General features: G+C 64.7%; 13 protein-coding genes. 7 read left to right on the top strand and 6 right to left on the bottom strand.

Annotated features, from left to right (window positions below):
- Positions 1–63 precede the first annotated feature (63 nt).
- Positions 64–837: an enoyl-CoA hydratase/isomerase family protein gene (locus tag G6N68_RS09055; protein WP_163710664.1), complete on the top strand. Its 774-nt coding sequence runs from the start codon at positions 64–66 to the stop codon at positions 835–837.
- Positions 838–864: 27 nt separating this feature from the next.
- A complete protein-coding gene (locus G6N68_RS09050; protein WP_163710659.1) occupies positions 865–1698 on the top strand; it encodes a thioesterase family protein in 834 nt (277 codons plus the stop codon).
- A 6-nt stretch (positions 1699–1704) separates the two neighbouring features.
- Here G6N68_RS09050 and G6N68_RS09045 read toward each other — a convergent pair whose 3' ends face one another.
- Complete coding sequence (locus G6N68_RS09045) at positions 1705–2157, bottom strand: flavodoxin family protein (RefSeq protein ID WP_163710655.1); 453 nt, start codon at positions 2155–2157, stop codon at positions 1705–1707.
- Between the two features lie 347 nt (positions 2158–2504).
- Here G6N68_RS09045 and G6N68_RS09040 point away from each other — a divergent pair, with 347 nt between their 5' ends.
- The 5 genes from G6N68_RS09040 to G6N68_RS09020 all read left to right on the top strand — a co-directional run bounded on the left by G6N68_RS09040 (position 2505) and on the right by G6N68_RS09020 (position 10030).
- Complete coding sequence (locus G6N68_RS09040) at positions 2505–3872, top strand: cytochrome P450 (RefSeq protein WP_371871686.1); 1368 nt, start codon at positions 2505–2507, stop codon at positions 3870–3872.
- A 430-nt stretch (positions 3873–4302) separates the two neighbouring features.
- Positions 4303–6585: an MMPL family transporter gene (locus tag G6N68_RS09035; protein WP_240355424.1), complete on the top strand. Its 2283-nt coding sequence runs from the start codon at positions 4303–4305 to the stop codon at positions 6583–6585.
- Complete coding sequence (locus G6N68_RS09030) at positions 6585–8375, top strand: FAD-dependent monooxygenase (protein ID WP_163710648.1); 1791 nt, start codon at positions 6585–6587, stop codon at positions 8373–8375. Before G6N68_RS09035 ends, G6N68_RS09030 begins: the two co-directional genes overlap by 1 nt.
- The gene (locus tag G6N68_RS09025) at positions 8368–8844 is read left to right on the top strand and encodes a hypothetical protein (protein WP_163710645.1); all 477 of its coding nucleotides are present in this window, start codon (positions 8368–8370) and stop codon (positions 8842–8844) included. The genes G6N68_RS09030 and G6N68_RS09025 overlap by 8 nt, the downstream gene beginning before the upstream one ends.
- A 205-nt stretch (positions 8845–9049) precedes the next feature.
- Positions 9050–10030 (top strand): methyltransferase, encoded by a 981-nt coding sequence (locus G6N68_RS09020; RefSeq protein WP_240355423.1) that lies wholly within the window; start codon positions 9050–9052, stop codon positions 10028–10030.
- Positions 10031–10447: 417 nt separating this feature from the next.
- Here G6N68_RS09020 and G6N68_RS09015 read toward each other — a convergent pair whose 3' ends face one another.
- The 5 genes from G6N68_RS09015 to G6N68_RS08995 are packed head-to-tail and all read right to left on the bottom strand — an operon-like array spanning position 10448 to position 17395.
- Complete coding sequence (locus G6N68_RS09015) at positions 10448–12109, bottom strand: fatty acyl-AMP ligase (RefSeq protein WP_163710640.1); 1662 nt, start codon at positions 12107–12109, stop codon at positions 10448–10450.
- Positions 12110–12127: 18 nt separating this feature from the next.
- Positions 12128–15070 (bottom strand): type I polyketide synthase, encoded by a 2943-nt coding sequence (locus tag G6N68_RS09010; protein ID WP_163710636.1) that lies wholly within the window; start codon positions 15068–15070, stop codon positions 12128–12130.
- A complete protein-coding gene (locus G6N68_RS09005; RefSeq protein ID WP_163710633.1) occupies positions 15067–15327 on the bottom strand; it encodes an acyl carrier protein in 261 nt (86 codons plus the stop codon). The genes G6N68_RS09010 and G6N68_RS09005 overlap by 4 nt, the downstream gene beginning before the upstream one ends.
- A complete protein-coding gene (locus G6N68_RS09000) occupies positions 15324–16253 on the bottom strand; it encodes a hypothetical protein (RefSeq protein ID WP_163710630.1) in 930 nt (309 codons plus the stop codon). Before G6N68_RS09000 ends, G6N68_RS09005 begins: the two co-directional genes overlap by 4 nt.
- On the bottom strand, positions 16250–17395 hold the full coding sequence (locus G6N68_RS08995) for a 3-oxoacyl-ACP synthase (RefSeq protein ID WP_163710627.1): 1146 nt from the start codon (positions 17393–17395) through the stop codon (positions 16250–16252). Before G6N68_RS08995 ends, G6N68_RS09000 begins: the two co-directional genes overlap by 4 nt.
- Between the last annotated feature and the right edge of the window lie 349 nt (positions 17396–17744).

Below are 17744 nucleotides of genomic sequence, written 5' to 3'. Positions count from 1 at the left end.
GCGGCCGCCCTCTGTGCGCAACGGTACTCGCGGTGACTCGCCGACAAACCTACGATGCACCCCATGAGCCTGGTCAGCTACAACCTGGAAGACCACATCGCCACCATCACCCTCAACCGCCCAGATGCCGCTAACGCCATCAACGGTGCCCTGCGACGCGAGCTGAACGCGGCCTGGGACCGATTCCGCGACGAGGAGGACGCCTGGGTCGGGATCCTCACCGCCAACGGCGATGTCTATTGCGCCGGAGCCGACCTCAAGGACGGCGAGGGGGCGGTCGGCACTTTCGGTGGCACTTTCTGGGAGAAGCCGACGATCAACTCCTTCGAGAGCGGGATGGAGTTGTTCAAGCCGACCATCGCGGCCGTACACGGTCCCTGTGTCGGCTACGGGCTGACGGGCGTGCTGTTCTGCGACTTCGTCATCGCCAGCACCGAGGCCACGTTCTCCTACCGCGAGGTACTACTCGGCATGCCCACCATCGTCGGAGCCATCCGCCTACCCCAGCGAGTGCGCTGGTCACACGCGATGGAACTCCTGCTGACCGGGCAACCGATCAGCGCCGAGCGCGCTCTGGAAATTGGCTTGGTGTGGAAGCTGGTCGAACCCCAAGACCTGCAGGCCGAGGCCCGAAACTGGGCCCAAACCCTCACCGCGGCGGCACCTTTGGCCCAACGCGCCACCAAGGAGGTAGCGTGGCGAAGCGCCAACATGGGTTGGATCGAGTCGGTCCGCTTCGGCGAGACCATGCGCAGGGTGGTTGGGGCCACCCAGGACCTGGCCGAAGGTTTTCGCGCGTGGCAGGAAAAGCGCAAGCCCGACTGGCAAGGCCGCTGACGCGACCCGGTGTCCTATCGTGATGCGGTGACGATCGACGATGTCGCCTTGACGCCCGAGCCGTTCTTCGTTGAAGACGGAGACTTTTACGTTCCGAACGACATGACGCGGGGGCCGTGGGGTGCGGCGATGGGCGGTCAGATCGTCGGCGGCCTCTTGGGTTGGGGAATCGAGCGGTCCGGCGTGGATGCGGACCTGCAACCCGCTCGCTTCACCGTCGACCTGCTGCGGCCGGTTCTGTTAAAGCCCGTCCAGATTCGGACCTCCGTGCAACGGGAAGGCCGGCGCATCAAGCTCGTCGACGGCACCCTGGTACAGAACGGCAAGACCGTGGCACGAGCCAGCGCGTTGTTCCTGCGACGAGGTGAGCATCCCGGTGGAGAGGTGTGGTCGGCGCCCGCGGAGATGCCACCGTTGCCAACCAGCTCCGAGGGTTTCCCGGCCGATATGCCGTTTCTGATCTGGGGATACGGCACCACGACGGAGGGCAGTCCCGGCATCGCAGCCGGCGAGTGGGAGCAAGCCCACTCGCAGAAGTTCGCCTGGACGCGGGTATTCCGCCCGATGGTGCAGGGTTATCCCTTGACGCCGTTTACCCGCCTGACTTTCGTCGGTGACGTGACGAGTTCGCTAACGCACTGGGGCACAGAAGGATTGCGCTACATCAACGCCGACTACACCGTCACCGCGAGCCGGTTGCCGGACGGCGAATACATCGGCCTGGCCGCCCAAAGTCACTTCGGCACGGCCGGAGTTGCCACCGGCACCGCCATCCTGTTCGATCAGCACGGGCCCCTGGGCACCGGTTCGGCGCAGGCTCTCGGGCAGCCGGCGGAGGCGTTCAAGCCGAGGTACACCTAGCACGCCTCAGCCCATGAGCTGGGCGGCCACGGTCGCGCCGAGGTTCCAGCATGCTTCGACATCGGCCTTGCTGGGTTTGCCCGACACCACGACGGTCTCTGCGGCCTGCACCCAGCCCAGGCCGGTGGTGATGGTGTCGACTGCGCGCTCGGCGCCCTCGGTGCCCTCGTTGCCGTGCAGGTACAGCCCGAAGGGGCGGCCCCGAGTGGTGTCAAGCAGTTGGTAGTAGGCGCAGTCGAAGGCATGCTTGAGCGCCCCCGATATGTACCCCAGGTTCGCCGGGCTGCCCAGCAGGTAACCGTCGGCTTCCAGCATCTCGACCGGGGAGACCGTGAGCGCAGGCCGGCGTACGACATCGACGCCCTCGATCTCCGGATCCGTCGCGCCCGCCAACACCGCCTCGAACAGCTCCTGGCAGTGTGGCGACGGGGTGTGGTGAATGATGAGCAGCCGCGGCACAAGCCACCTCCATCCAGCTGTCCAACGATCCGATCAACGCTCGCCTTGGCGATGACCCTCAGCGACACTCAGCGACACTCAGCGCGACGAGCGCATCGCCTGGGCCCACCGTACTGCTGCCGCGCCATCGAACGTCCAGAGCGCGGGGATTTCCAACGACTGTCGACCGCGACCGGGTCCGCAAAAATGCAGTACCTCACTACCTAAGCCGCCGAGCTCGGGAAGTGTCACGCTGCGTCTCGCACGTTCGGTGACAGGAGACATGCATGACCGACGACACCATCGAGGACCCACGCTCCCTCGAGGCAACGTCATCACCGCGTGCCACGCCGAGAGGAAGCGCCGTGGTGGACGCGTTGGTGGAGAAGTGCGACGTCTCGGAACTGCCACTGGCACCAAGGAATCCGCTGCCCCGGTGGCAACAGATCAAGGCTATTAGGGCCTTTCACACCGGTTGTGCAACGCTGCGTGATGCGGGCGGACCGGTGACGCGTTTGGCCCCCATATGGATGCTGCCGACCTTGGTGATCACCACGTCACCCAAGGGCGCCCGAGACGTTCTCAGCCGTAGTTACCCATTTGTCGGTAGGTCGCAGCCCATCTACACCGAACACCGGCGACTCTTCGGCGGCTCGTTGTTCAACTTCGAACACGACGCGTGGCTGCCTCGGCGACGCGCACTGCAACCAATATTCACCAAACGGCATGTGACGCGGTTCGGCGGGCACATGGCCGAGTGCGCCGACAAGCTTTCGGATGCGTGGTGTGACGCCGTTGAAGTTGACCTCGATCACGAGTGTCGCCGGCTGACGCTGCAGGTGTTGGCTCAATCGATGCTCGGATTGGATTCCGACGCACGGGCCGATGCGCTGCTGGCGGAGCCGATCATCGCCGCCGCGAACTATATGACCGATCGCGCCGTACGGCCGGTCCGTGCCCCGTGGTGGCTGCCGACTCCCGCCCGGCGGCGCGCACGCGCTGCCAGTGCCATCATCAATGGGCTCGCCGACGACATTCTTCGAGCCTGCCGAGCCGACCCGACTCGTGACGCACCGCTAGTTCGCGCGCTGATCGACGTCGCGGACCCGGACACCGGACGGACGCTGTCCGACTTGGACATTCGCCGAGAACTGGTGGTATTCCTGGGGGCCGGGTATGACACGACGGCGACCACCCTGACATACACGCTATGGGCATTGGGCCGCCATCCTGAGGTACAGGACCGGGTTGCCGCGGAGGTCGCTGCAGTGGGCGACCGGCCATTGACCGCAGACGACGTCCCCCGGCTGAGTTACACGGTTCAGGTGCTGAACGAGGCGCTGCGCCTGTGCCCACCGGCGCCCGTGGCAACCCGGATGGTGACGAAGGATTTCGAAGTCGACGGTTACCGGGTCGAAGCTGGCAGTTGGGCGATAGTGGGGATCTACGCCATGCATCGCGACCCGGCGCTATGGGACCATCCGCTGGTGTTTGACCCGGACCGATTCCGCCGACGCAATTCCAAGGAACGGGATCGCTGGCAGTACTTGCCATTTGGCGGCGGACCGCGGACTTGCATCGGCGATCATTTCGCGATGCTCGAAGCGACCCTCGGTCTGGCGACCATCATCCGGAATGCCGAAATTCAACCGCTCGACGACGACTTTCCGCTGGCGGTGCCCTTCACCATGGTCGCCGGTGCCCCGATCCGAGCCCGCGTGCGGCCGCGGAACTGAACCACACACGACGGCATCAAGTGAGGCCCGCCCCCGAGGCGCGGGCCCAAGACCGCTCCAGATGCGGCGCAAAGGGGCTCTCGAGGTCACTTTTAGCTCGAGGGCACTTCTAGGTAGTGCCGCCGCCCAAGCCGCGGAGGATTGCAGTGGTGCACTACTGCACTCGGCACACCGCGTGGGCGCGAGTATTCCCACAGAGCACCACAGCGGATCCCCTGGCAGCCCTTCGCAACCCATAGCGGAAGGAACATGATGCATAACTCAAGTAAATCGGCGGCGTCCAGGCGTCGCACACCGAATTTCCTCGTGCGCCAGCCTGTTCGTAGCCGATCTGTTCAAAAACCCGCGTTGTACTTGTTCGCCCGCGCGTCACTCGTCGACGATGTCAATTCTCCGGCGTGAAATCGCTGATGGCTCAGCACATTCTGCTGTGCCGTCCGCCGCAGCACGGACCGGGGGAACCCTGCACCGGATCGCGCTAGCCGCTATCGCGGCACCCAGGCGAATCCTCGCGGCGGCGGCTTTGCTGATGGTGGCCAGTGCGATATTCGGCTCGCCCGTCGCCGAGGTGCTCTCCGCAGGCGGATTCACCGATCCGGCATCGGAATCGGCTCGAGCGGCGAACATTCTGGCGAGCAAGTTCGATCAGAGCGACCTGGCGCTGCTGATTACCGTGACCGCCGATGCCGGGGTGAATAGCCCAGCGGCGACGCAGACGGCAGCCGACATCCTGGCCGTGTTGAAGAACTCGCCCGACGCCGTCGGCGTGACTTCGCGGTGGACCGCACCGGAGGCGGCAGCGCCGGCTCTGACGAGCACGGACGGCAAGACTGGCGTCATCATGGCGGGGTTGCGGGGCGGGGATGCCAAGTACCCCAAGATTGCACGCGAAATCGTCGATCGGTTCCCGCCCGAACGGAGCAGCGTCGTCGTCCGCGCCGGTGGCGCGTTGACCTACTCCGAGGTCGACGAGCAAACCAAGCGCGATCTCGTGTCCATGGAATCGATCGCAATCCCCGTCAGCTTTGTCGCACTGGTGTGGGTGTTCGGCGGTGTGCTCACGGCGGCTCTACCCATGATGATCGGCATGTTCGCCATCCTGGGTTCGCTGGCCGTGCTGCGCCTCATAGCGCTCTTCACCGACGTCTCGGTGTACGCGATAAATCTAACCGTCGCAATGGGTTTGGCTCTGGCGGTGGATTACTCGTTGCTCATCGTGAGCCGCTACCGTGATGAAATCGCCGACGGCGCAACGCCGAATCGAGCGCTGGTGTGCGCAATGAGCACCGCGGGTCGCACTGTCGTGTTCTCCGCCCTGACCGTTGCGCTGTCGATGAGCGCACTGGTTCTGTTCCCGAATTACTATCTGCGATCGTTTGCTTACGCGGGCGTCGCGGTCGTCGTCCTCGCCGCCACCGCCGCGATTGTCATAACACCGGCCGCCATCGCCTTACTTGGCCGCCGATTGGACGCGCTCGATGTACGGAGGTTGATCGGTCGAGCCGTACGCCGGTCGACTACGCCGACGATGCGCCCCATCGAGCGTTCGTTTTGGTACCGGACTGCTCACTTTGTCATGAATCACGCCGTCGCGGTCAGCGTCACGCTAATCGCCGTGCTGCTGTTGCTGGGAGCTCCGTTCCTCGGCGTCAAGTGGGGATTTCCCGATGACCGCGTGCTGCCTGCCACGGCGAGCTCGCGCCAGGTGGGTGATCTGCTTCGCGAAAAATTCGTGGTGAACCCGATGAGCAATGTCACCGTGGTGATCCCCGAGATGTCGCCCGACTCGAATCGTGAGTTGGGGACATATGCCGCACAACTGTCGCAAGTACCGCATGTCTCAGCGGTTTCCTCTCCGTCCGGCACGTTCGTTGCAGGCCATCTGACCGGACCGCCGACGGCGCCGACCGGTCTCGCCGACGGCACCGCGTTTCTCACCATTCAGAGCAACGCCGTCCTGTACTCGGATGCCTCCACCAGCCAGCTCCGTGCCTTGCACGCTGTGCCGGGGCCGGCGGGCCGGCCAGTTCTTTTCACGGGATTGCCGCAGAACAACGTCGACAGCGTCGCATCCATCACTTCACGGCTGCCGCTCGTGCTCGGAGTGATCGTGGTCATCACGTTCGCCGTCCTGTTTCTCATCACCGGCAGCGTCGTCCTTCCGCCTAAAGCGTTGGTACTGAACGTGCTTTCGCTGACCGCCACGTTCGGTGCCCTCGTCTGGGTATTCCAGGACGGCCACCTCGGCGCCCTGGGCACCACCGCGACCGGCACATTGGTCGCGAACTTGCCGGTGCTCATGTTCTGCATCGCATTCGGTCTTTCGATGGACTACGAAGTGTTCCTGTTGTCCCGAATTCGCGAGTTCTGGCTGCTGCGGGGCAACACCAGCCAGGACAGCGACGAAAGTGTCGCACTCGGCCTGGCCCGCACGGGGCGGGTGGTGACCGCCGCCGCATTGCTGATGACTATTTCCTTCGCCGCGCTGCTCACTTCCCAGGTCACTTTCGTCAAGATGCTCGGTCTGGGCCTTGCGATCGCCGTGCTGGTGGACGCCACGATCGTGCGCATGCTGCTGTTGCCCGCCCTCATGCGGCTGCTGGGTCGGATCAATTGGTGGGCACCCGCCCCGCTGACCCGCTTGCATCAGCGGATCGGACTCGCCGAGGGGCCTGATCGGATGGAACGTGGCCAGACACAGGAGCTCTCCTGATGGGTGACACCTGCGATGTCATCGTCATCGGAGCCGGACCGGTGGGCGCCACGGCAGCATTGCTTCTCGCCGACTACAGCCTCAAATGCATTGTGGTGGAGGCACGTCGAGAACCACAGCGGCATCCCGCTGCGCACGTGCTCTCGACAAGATCGATGGAGATTTGGCGTGAGATCGGTCTGGAACGCGACATCCGACGGCTCAGCGCGCCGATGCACGAGCTGCGGAACATCTTGTACTGCACGAGCTTGGTGGGTCCCGAACTAGGACGGGTGCCGCTCGCCGACTTGCCCCGCGCACAGCTTGATGCCATCGAATCGGTCAGCCCCACCCGCGGCGCACACCTGCCGCAGAATGCCTTCGAACCGTTGCTGTGGCGGGCCTTGCGTGACAATGCGCGCATCGAGCTACGCACTAGGTGGCAGTACAACTTTCACACCGACGCCGCAGACGGCGTCTCAGTTACCATTACCGACATCATTAGCGGGATGCATCGAAAACTGTTCGCGCGCTATGTCGTTGCCGCGGATGGCTCGGCCAGCACCGTTCGCCGCTCACTAGGGGTGACGATGGACGGCCCGGTCCTCCAGCACATGGTGAGCGTGCACTTTTCCGCGGATCTCGAGCGTTTTCGCCATTCCCGCCGTGGTCCGGTGATCTTGACCTACACCGCCAAGGGGCTCGGCGCCGTCATGGTGCATCGACAACCACAAGACCTGGTATTTCAGATCCCCTACTTTCCGCCAGTCGAGTCGCTGGACGACTTTCCGGCCGCGGTCTGCCGCAGACACATCCTCGACGCCGTAGGTGACGCCGACGTCGTCATCGAGATCAAGTCGATCCAATCGTGGACGATGCATGCCCAGGTCGCCGACAGCTTTCGGGTTGGCCGAGTCTTCTTGGCCGGCGACGCCGCGCATCGGTTCCCGCCCACCGGGGGTCTCGGACTCAACACGGGAGTCGCCGATGTCCACAATCTGGCCTGGAAACTGGCCTGGGTCATCTGCGGCCGTGCCTGCAAGACTCTGCTGGACACGTATGAGCAGGAACGCCGTCCCGTCGGCATCGCTGTGACCACCGAGTCAGTGACGAACTTTGATGGGCTCTTGGAAGTCATTGTTGCGCTGGGCATTCCGCGGCGATCGGTCCATCAGCTGCCCCGAGTCGTCGCCGCTGTCCCGGAATGGCTCCCGCGGCGCGCAGTGCGTGCACTCATCCGCGGGTTCACCACGCTGGGGTATCAACGCCTTCGCCTCGCCCAGTCACCGGGTCGAGTCGGTAAGCGCATCCGGCGCCGCGCCGCAGCGGTCATCGCCGGACAAGGCCCGCTCTACCACAGCTGGGGGCGCGACCTCGGGGTTCGTTACCGGTGCGGCGCCGTGATCGACGACGGGCTGCCTCCGGCAAGCGTTGACTCACAGTTCCGTTCGCCGCGTATGCGTGCGGGCGGCCGACTGCCGCACAGTTGGGTCGAGGGCCGCGATGGACGGGTGTCGACACTGGATCTGGTCAGTCGCGATGAACTTACGCTGTTCGTGTCGGTCGAGGGACACACCGCGTGGTCTGCTGCCGCCGAGGGACTTCCGATGTCGGTGATTCTGCTTGGCAATGATGAGCTCGGCGTGTTTCACACCGGAATCCCGGGGGCGGATCCCGACGCTCTCGTCGTGCGCCCGGACGGCCACATCGTCGCCGCTCTACATTCGGACCGGGACGGCACGGCGTCGTTGCGACGAGCACTGGCAGTCGTCGACGCGCCATCCTCGGCGAAGGTGCTAGCGCATGAATGATGTTGCGGCACCGGTCGTGGGATTGCGGCTGCTGAGCTTCCGTCCGAAAGAAATGGTGGCGTGGTGGGCGGCGCTGCTCGGCGGCCGACCGCAATCATTGAACTCGAGGATTACCGCGATCACTGGTCTATCGCTGCGGGTGGTGATCGAACATTCGCAGATCGCCCTCCCTTATCACCCCGAAGCAAGCGGTGTCACTGTCGTCAACTTGGTCGTCGACCTGGGGGCAGTGCAGCCAATGCTGGACCGGTTGGCGCGATTAGGCTGCGTCCCCCAACGAGCAACCCGCGAGCTGGGCGCAATAGCGCTCTGGGTGCGCGATCCCAACGGCACCGACGTGGCCTTACACCTGCCTTCACCCGGTGGCCACTGGACTGCAGGAGCGGACGTGCTGCCTGAAGAGCTGTATGTCGACGCCGTGCTGGCAGATATCAGCTGCGGAAGACCGGTTGGTGGTCACGCTCCATGACAGTGACGACACATGCCACTGACGAGAGGGCAAGAAAATGACGGGCACCACGTCAGCGAAAAGCCGTAATGCCGGGCCAACGGGTCGATCTCCTGCGACGGTGCCACCCCCCAAGTTGGCCCGACTCGTCGAGCGTGCGCGCCATCTTCTCGTACGAGTTCATCAGCGAACCTTTCCGCCGCACGCGGTGATGACGGAGATGATTATGAATGCCTGGGCGGCACAGGCAATCTCAGCAGCCGTAGCGCTCGGCATCGCCGACGCCCTCGCCGATGCGCCGCTGCGACTCGACGAGTTGGCGCCCCGGGTCAACGCGGACCCTGACGCGCTGCGCCGACTGCTGCGGGCGTTGATCGGCCGCGGCGTGTTCCGTCAACGTCGTGACGGCCGTTACGAGCTGAACCCACTCGCGGACACCCTACGGTCCAGCGCGCCGTTGTCGGCTGCAGGACTGGCCCGGATGGTCGGCTCACCCCAACACCGCGAGGTGTGGAGCCATCTCGCCGACGCGATACGAACCGGTGGTGCGGTCTTCCCGGCCGTCCACGGTACGGACGCCTTCGATTACCTCAGTCGAGAGCCCGAACTCGCCGAGGGCTTCAACCGGGCCATGGCCGAAACCACCGCAATGGCAGTGCCCGCTTTGATGGCCGCCTATTCGTTCGACCCGTACCGCACCGTTGCTGACGTCGGCGGCGGGGAGGGCGAATTGTTGGCCGCAATCTTGTCGGCCACGCCGACTGCGCGGGGGATCCTCTACGACCTGCCCTATGCCGTCGTCGAGGCTCAATCGTTGTTGCGCCAGCATGGAATCGCGGATCGTGTCAGGGTGGTGGCGGGATCATTTTTCGACAGCGTGCCCGCGGGCGCCGACATCTACGTCTTGAAGAACGTGATTCATGACTGGCCCGACGAGCGAGCCGTCGAGATTCTGCGAAATATACGCGCGGCGGCCAAAATCGGCACCAAGATACTTCTGATCGAGTTTGTGATTCCGCATCATAATCGCGAATACATCGGTCACTTGACCGATCTGGAAATGCTGGTGACCCAGGCTGGGCGCGACCGCACCGCCGCGGAGTACCGCACCCTGCTCGAGCGCGCCGGGTTTCGGGTGACGCGGGTAGTGCCTACCGCGTCGCCCTTCTCCATTGTGGAGGCCATCCTGGATGACAACGTCGTTTAGGAGCCCGCTGATGTAGTGCCCTACTCCGGTAGGGATAACCGCGCTGACGGGGGCGCCGCGCGTGGTTAGCGCGATTTGTCTCAGCGGCTGCCGGCGACGCCAAGGCTCGCGCCGGTGGCGGCGGCGAGGGCGGCGACGCGACCGCGGCAACCGGCGGCAAGGGCGGCGGCGGTGGTGGCGGTGGCTACAGTTCCGGAGGTAACGGCCAGAACGCCGGCACCCCGCCGGCAGGTGGCGCGGGCTTCTCGAAAATTGGGAACGGCGGAGGCGACGGCGGCAACTTCGGCGGGATTGGCGGCCACGGCGGCTTCGGCAACTCCACCGTCAACAACAATGGCAGCGACGGGCAGGACGCGCTCTAACGCCGAAGAACGCTGCTGACGCCAATAATCCTACGTCGAACGTCACCGCATCAAATCACTTGGTCACAACAGACATCGATGTTGGCGCCGGCAGCAATTCGCGTGCGCTACTGCGTCGCAGCTTGCCGGACGCAGTCTTGGGCAGCCTCCCCGCCGGGAACAGCAGAACATGGCGCGGGAGGTGCCCAACGTGCCGGCTCACCCGAGCGGTGAGGGCGCGGCTGATCCGCAGCCGCTCATCCTCGGCGTCTGCGTTGTGCACTTCGGCGAGTACTGCGAAGCCCTCCGGATCGCCATCGACACGCACGGCGATCACACAGCCTTTTCGCACACCGTCGACAGTTTCGGCGGCGCGCTCGATGTCGTGTGGGTACAGGTTCCTACCGGCGAGCACGATGAGATCCTTGGCGCGGCCGCAGACGTAGAGCCGCCCATGCTCGTCGAGATAGCCCAGGTCACCGGTGTCGAACCAACCGTCATCCCGGGCCAACGGCACCACACCGGCCGACGTCAGATAGTTCACGGCGACCGAAGGACCGCGCACTTCGATGGCACCGATTTCCCTGTGCGGCAATGGTTGCCCGCCCCGGCTGATGCGCACTTCCATGCCCGTCACGGGTGTCCCGACGCTCACGACGTGCCGCACCTGCTCGGAAGCGCCGCAGCTGGGCAGCGCGCGGTGCGCCTCCACTACCGCCTGGCGCGAGACTTTGTCAAACACCGCAGGGTCATCGGCCGCGCCCAACGACACGACCAACGTGGCTTCCGCGAGCCCATAGCCGGGCATCACGGCGGCTTTCCTCATACCGAAACGCGCACCGACGGTGCAGAATTCGGCGACATCACGATTATCGATCGGTTCGGCCCCGTTGACCGCGACCCGAAGCGACGACAGGTCGATGGTGCTGGGATCGGCACGCTGCAACGCTCGGGCGAGCACCGAGTAGGCGAAGTTGGGGCCCGCGGTGGTGGTTCCGCGGTATCTGCTGATCAATTCCGTCCAGACGATCGGACGCCGGAGAAACTCGTCGGGTGGGACGCTCACGAGTTCGACACCCAGGTGCATCGGCAGGCACAAAAAGGCGATCATGCCCATGTCATGTGAGAGCGGGAGCCAGCTGACGAAGACGTCGGTGCTGATATCCACGTCCAGTCCGTCGCGCAGCGCGATGCCGCTCGCCGCAAGATTGCCGTGGCTGATCTCGACCGCCTTGGGCACACCGGTTGATCCGGATGTCAACTGCCGCAATGCGATATCCGCGTCGTCGGGTTCGATATCGAATTCGGCTGGTTCGGCGGCACGCAAGGAGTCGACGGTGCAGACGACCAGTCGCTGCGCGGACAGCTGATCCCGTGCGGCCAGGAACTGGTCGCCGACGACCACCACCACAGCTTTGATCAACCCGATTGCCCGCACGGTGTCAGCCAGCCAGACCGTCGGATCGGTGCGCGGCGTCGGTTGCTGCAGCATGGTGAGCGAGACACCCCGCAGCCAAGCCGCCTGGGCCAGCGGCGCCACGTCTGCGGCATCGGTGGCCAGCACGGCGACCGAACCGCCGCGACCGACCCCCATCGCGGCCAGGCCACCACCTATCCGCTTCGCCTGCTCGTGAACATCCCGCCAGCTGAGCCGGACCGGATCGACGAAGGTTCCCCCGTTCAAGTGACGTGGTGACGACGCCGCAGCGGCAAGAAGCTCGCGAGTGAAAACGCTCAATGGATTCTCCTCCCTTCGTTACGCCGTCTTGTCGGACCGGCGGATGACGAAGTCCACGAGGTCACCGACGTTGTGGATTCGCGGTAGAAACTCTGCGATGGCAACGTGTCTCAGCTGCGGGTATTCCTTGCGCAGTCGATCCAGCAACCGAACCTGAAGCAGCGAGTCATATCCCAAGTCGTCCGCCAACCGCTTGGACCGAACCAACTCGGCGACCGGGTAGTTGCCCACACTGGCGATCAGTGCCAGGACCTCACCCTCGGTGCGATCGTGCTCGGTGTCAGCCCGCTCGACGGTGGGTGCCGTTGTAGCTGCTGTCTCTACCTGGCCGACTCGCGCCCGTTCGGGTGAATAAGCGATGGGACCGTCAAACCAGAACCGGTTCGTGTCGTCGAAGACGTAGGCCGGAAGTCGCTGCAATGGGCCGGACGGCTCGCCGTACAGCGGGGTGAGGTCTGGCGAATATCCGTCACGCAGCAAAGTCGCTGCGACGCCGAGCAGTTCATTCCCGTCGGAATCCGGGCCGCTACACAGGACAAGCGAACGTGTCGACGATGGCAGCCCCGCCTGCCTGGCGAGTGTGAGCAGCCCAGATTTCGGACCGGCCTCGGCGAGATAGTCAGCGCCAACCGCGTTCACGGCAGCCCGAACAGCATCATGGAACTGTACCGGCGCGCATATCTGCTGGGCCCAGTAGTCGGCGGTCATCTCGCTGCCGTCGATTTGTCTGCCGAGGACCGTTGAGAACAAAGGAAACTCGGCGGGCCGCGGCTCGAGCCAATCCAACTCGTCCCGGAAGTCCGTCACGATCGGCGCCATCAGGGGCGAGTGAAAGGCATGTGACACCGCCACGCCCCTCGCCTTGCCGCCATGCTGATGGACGACTGCTTGCAGCCGGCCCACCGCTTCGGCCGTTCCGGAAATCGTCAGTGCGCGTGGGCCGTTGACGGCCGCAATCACGCAGCCGGGCACGTCGGCGACAAGCTGCTCTGCCCGCGCCACGCTGAGGTCGATCGCGGTCATTGCCCCATTGGGCGGCAACGAACCCATCAACCGTCCTCGGACGACGACGAGCCGGGCGGCATCCTCGACCGTAAGGACGCCCGCGAGGCAGGCGGCGCTGATCTCGCCGAGACTGTGCCCGATGCCGAAATTCACCCGGATACCGCTCTGCAGCAATGTCTTACCTAGCGCATACGACACGGCGAACAACGCCGGTTGCGCCAGGCTGGTGTGATCGAGCTCGGCATCGTGACCAAGTATCGCCGCCAGCGGGTCGGGGCCCAGGTGGGGGCGTAACACGGCGCAGACGGTATGCATAGCCTCGCGATACACGGGATTCGCGTGGTAAAGCGGGCGCGTCATGCCCGCAAATTGCGTCCCCTGGCCGGAAAACAGCAATCCGACCGCAGCGGGCAGCCGATGGGGCCGCCCGGCGGAGACGAGGTCAGGGCGTGCGCCGGCGGCGACCTGCTCTAGGCCGTCAACCAGAGCTTCGCGGTCACCGTCGAGGACAACGCGGTGCCGATGGGAGCGTTTGACGATGTTGGTCGACCGACACCAGGCGCCGACCCGGTCAACGTCAACGGTCCGCAGCGCGCGGCCCATTGACGCAGCGTTGCGTCTCAAAGCCTGCGCGGATGGCGCCGAGACCGTCACCACGCCCCGTCGGCTGGGTGTGGGCGACCCTGCGGCAGGCGCAGATTCGACGATGGCGTGTGCGTTACCGCCGCCTAGACCGAACGAACTCACCGCGCCCAACACGCTGTTTCCGGGCAGCGGTTGCTGAGCACCGGCTAGCTTCAGCCCGCTCTCGTCGAGGCGCAGGCCCGGGTTGGGACCGTCACCGATTACCGTCGGCGGTAGGACACGTAGCTGCAGCGCCAGGCAGGTCTTGATGAACGCTGCGATCCCCGCGCTCCCCTCGGTGTGCCCGATGTTTCCCTTGACCGAACCGAGCAAACATGGTTCGCCGCTTCGGGTCTCGTGTACATCGCCGAGGGCTCTGGCCTCGATCATATCTCCCAGCACCGTGCCGGTGCCGTGTGCCTCGACGAAGGCGATCTGTTCGACATCAACCTCGGCGAGGCTGAGCGCCCGCCGCATCAGCGCCACCTGCGAGCGTCGATTCGGGGCTGTGACCCCATTACTGCGCCCGTCATGGTTGGTGACGGAACTTTTCACGACGGCGTAGATCGGCTGCCGATCGGCCAGCGCGTCGTCGAGTCGGCGCAACACGACTGCCGCAACACCCTCACCCCTGCCGATGCCGTCGGCGTCTCGCCGGAACGGTTTACAGCGACCGTCGGGCGCGGACAGCCCAGCTTGCGTGTAGAAGATCGAAAGTGCAGGAGTCAGAATGAGATTCACCCCGGCGGCGATCACAGTGTCGGCTTCCCCGGAGCGCAGCGCGGCGCACCCCTGATGTATCGCGGTGAGCGACGACGAGCAGGCCGAGTCGATCGCCACACTCGGTCCACTGAGGCCGAGGTGGTAGGAGACCCGATTTGCCGTCATGAAGTAACCGCTGCCGGTGCCCAGGAAGGGGCTGACGCCGGCAAAGTCGAGAAGTCGAATGCTAGTCCAGTCGCTGGACATCACCCCGACGAACACCCCGGTCGGCGTTCCAGCCAGCGAGCGCGGATCGATCCCGGCGTCTTCGAGCGCGCGCCACGACGATTGCAGCAGCAGCCGCTGCTGGGGGTCGAGTGCCGCCGCCTCGATGGGCGCTATACCGAAGAAGTCGTTGTCGAATGCATCCACGTTGTCGATGAAGTGGCCGCGCCGGGTGTTCATTGAACCGGGCGCGCCGTCGGGTCGGTAGAAGTTGTCGACATCCCAACGCTGACTGGGCACTTCGGTGTCGGTTACCACTGCGTCCATCATCAGCCGCCAGAACGCGTCTTTGTCAGGTGCCCCGGGGAAGCGGCAATCGATACCTACCACCGCGATCGGTATCACGCTGCTCCTCCCTGTTCGGCGAGGTGAGCCGCGATTTCATCGATGGTCGCGTAGTCCCACACGATGGTGGTCTCGACGTCGAATCCCTTCTCGTCATTCAAGTCTGCGCACAACGCCATGCCGGCGACTGAATCAATCCCACAGTCGGCCAATGGGATGTCGATGCCAATGGCGTCCGGCGTCAGGCCCAGGTAGCCGGCGACCCGCACGATCAGCCAGTCGACGAGTTCGTCGTATCCCGGGGCGAGATCGCTCATTGGATCGCTCGTTCATGTCTTGCGGCTTCCTGAACTGTCGACTCGCCCAACGAGATCCGGCGATTGACGGCGCCGCTGATCCATGTCTCGAACCGCGCTCCGCCGGCCAGCGCGGCTCCCCCGATGAGCGGGAGGCCGGCAACAATGCCGATCGCCAAGCCGAACACGAACATCACCAGGCTCGCGGCATACGCTGCGGCGCCGTATCTTTCGGCCCAGCGCACCGTCACGCCCCAGTTCCGGAACAGTCGCCCGGCGAAGAGATCCGCCGCTGCCAGCATCGGCACGATGGGCGCCGCGTCGGCCGGGCAGTTCCCTTGCCCCGCAATGCTGCGTCCGACGGCGGTGACCCGCGCCAATTCGGCGTCGCCGACCCCGGCCCGCCCGAACCGCAGGAACGGTTCGCGCTTGCCTGTCAGCAGCCAGCGCAGCGTGGTCACCAGGGAGGCCGCCTGGTGCCGGGTGTCGGTCGCGGCGACCACTTCGACACGGCGCGCGCCCGCGGTACGCAGCAGACCTGCAACCTCGATCGCGGCGGAGTACCACATGTTGCGACAGGCGATCAGCGAGATGACCCTGCGGTTTTCGAAGATCTCGGGATGCCCGGCCACCAGCGACCGGATGGGTAGCGATGGCGACAGGTACCAGACCTGGTACGCCAGCAGGACTACTTCTTGTTCGTCCCGTTCTGCCCCGAAGCCTCCTGCTGGCTCGGCGAGTTCCACCAGCGCGTCGGGATCCACTGCACGGGGAAATACTCCGAAAAACTGCCGGACAGACCACGGAAACGGGAACGCGACGCGCGGTTGGACGTCTACCCAGCGAATGCGCCACCCATCGGCTTCCAGTGGCGCGACGAACGCTTCGGCGACTTCACGCAACTGTCCGGTCTGGGTGTAGAGATACACGACCGCCCGACGGCTCATGGCTGACGATCCGCGGCTCCCGACACCGCCGTCAGATGCATGAAGGACATCACGAACCGGCCGGACTCGGGAACCATGCACAGCAGCGTGTCACCGGCTTTGATCAGGCCCTCGGTCATCATCTCGTCGAGGATGACGAAAATGGCGGCGCAACCGATGTTGCCGACGGAGGTCAGGTTGCTGTACCACTTCTCTGGCCGGCCGGCGTTGATCCCGCGCCGGGCGAACTCTTTCAAGACGATCTCCTTCAACCGCTCACTCGAGTAGTGCGCGGGGATCCAGGTCAGTGTGTCCGGGTTGAACTTGCCCAATTTGCGCAAGCGTTCCCACTCGTCGGCTCCGAGGCCGATCAGGTGCGGCAACAGCGAGAGGTCCTGGCGTAACACGAGTGCACCGTCGGCTTCCGCCGCTGCGGCGGTCGGATAATCCATCCAGCACTTTGTGGCCGCTTGGGAGTTGCTCCCCCCGTACATGCACGTCTTCTCGGTGTTCGCGAAGGACGTCAGCGAAATCCAGTCGATGCGAAGGCTGATTCCCGATGCGGCGGGCGCATTTTCGATGACCGCGGCGCCCGCTCCGTCGGAGAGCATGTAACGCAGAAACGCGGCTTCCAGCGGCAACGATCCGTCTTCGGCGAGCAGACCCATCTCGTCGTACCGGCTGCCCTTGAAGACGCGAGAGGGCAACTCGCTGGCGACGGTGATCGCGTTGCGCTTCTCACCGATGGCCACCTGCAGGTAGGCGTTCTTCAGTGCCATCATCCCGGAACTACAGATTCCGGCGGAAGTCGAAATCTCCATCGGCCCGTAGCCCAATTCCGCGTGCACCATGCTGGCGTGCCCGGGCGCCAACATATCCGGCCCCGTCGTCGCGGCGGTCAGCAGCTCGACGTCGTTCGGGCCGATACCGGCGCGTCCGGCGGCGTCGCGCACCGCGTTTGCGGCCATCGCCGCATTCGAGATGATGGTTCGCTGATTCTTGTCGATGGCGTAATAACGGGTTTTGACACCACAGTTCATCAGGGTCAGATCCCGCAGATCACTTGTGATGCCGGCCGCGGTGCCCAGGTAATCTTCCATTTCTTCGTTGGGTACCGGGTTGCCCGGCAGAAAGCTGCCGGTGGCAGTGATGTATGCGCTCATGGACCAGGAACCTTTCTTAGGCCGCGCCTTTCGTTGATGCGGATTGCGATCGACGATCGTCGTCGCTTGACAAACCGCCCCACCTAGACGACGAAAATCGTCGCTCGCGGTCAGCGGGTCGAGCGCAGTAGCGCACCACTGCAAATCCCGCCGAATTTGGGCGCGGCACTACTTAGTCGCTGCCGAACTCCCAGTCGCACCCACCGGCTGCGCAGGCCACCCGCGGAAGCCCCAATCCTGACTAAGTACTCCGCGTCGCATATGGGCGCGATTTGCAGTGGCGCCCTACTGAAATCGTCCCGCCGAAGCGAAGCGACGATTCCGATATCGGGCCTCGACCGATGCGGTG

The organism is Mycobacterium bourgelatii (genome assembly GCF_010723575.1).
GTDB classification, from domain to species: Bacteria; Actinomycetota; Actinomycetes; order Mycobacteriales; family Mycobacteriaceae; genus Mycobacterium; species Mycobacterium bourgelatii.
Note: the sequence above shows the minus strand (reverse complement) of the source record. Positions and strands in the feature narration are given on the sequence as shown.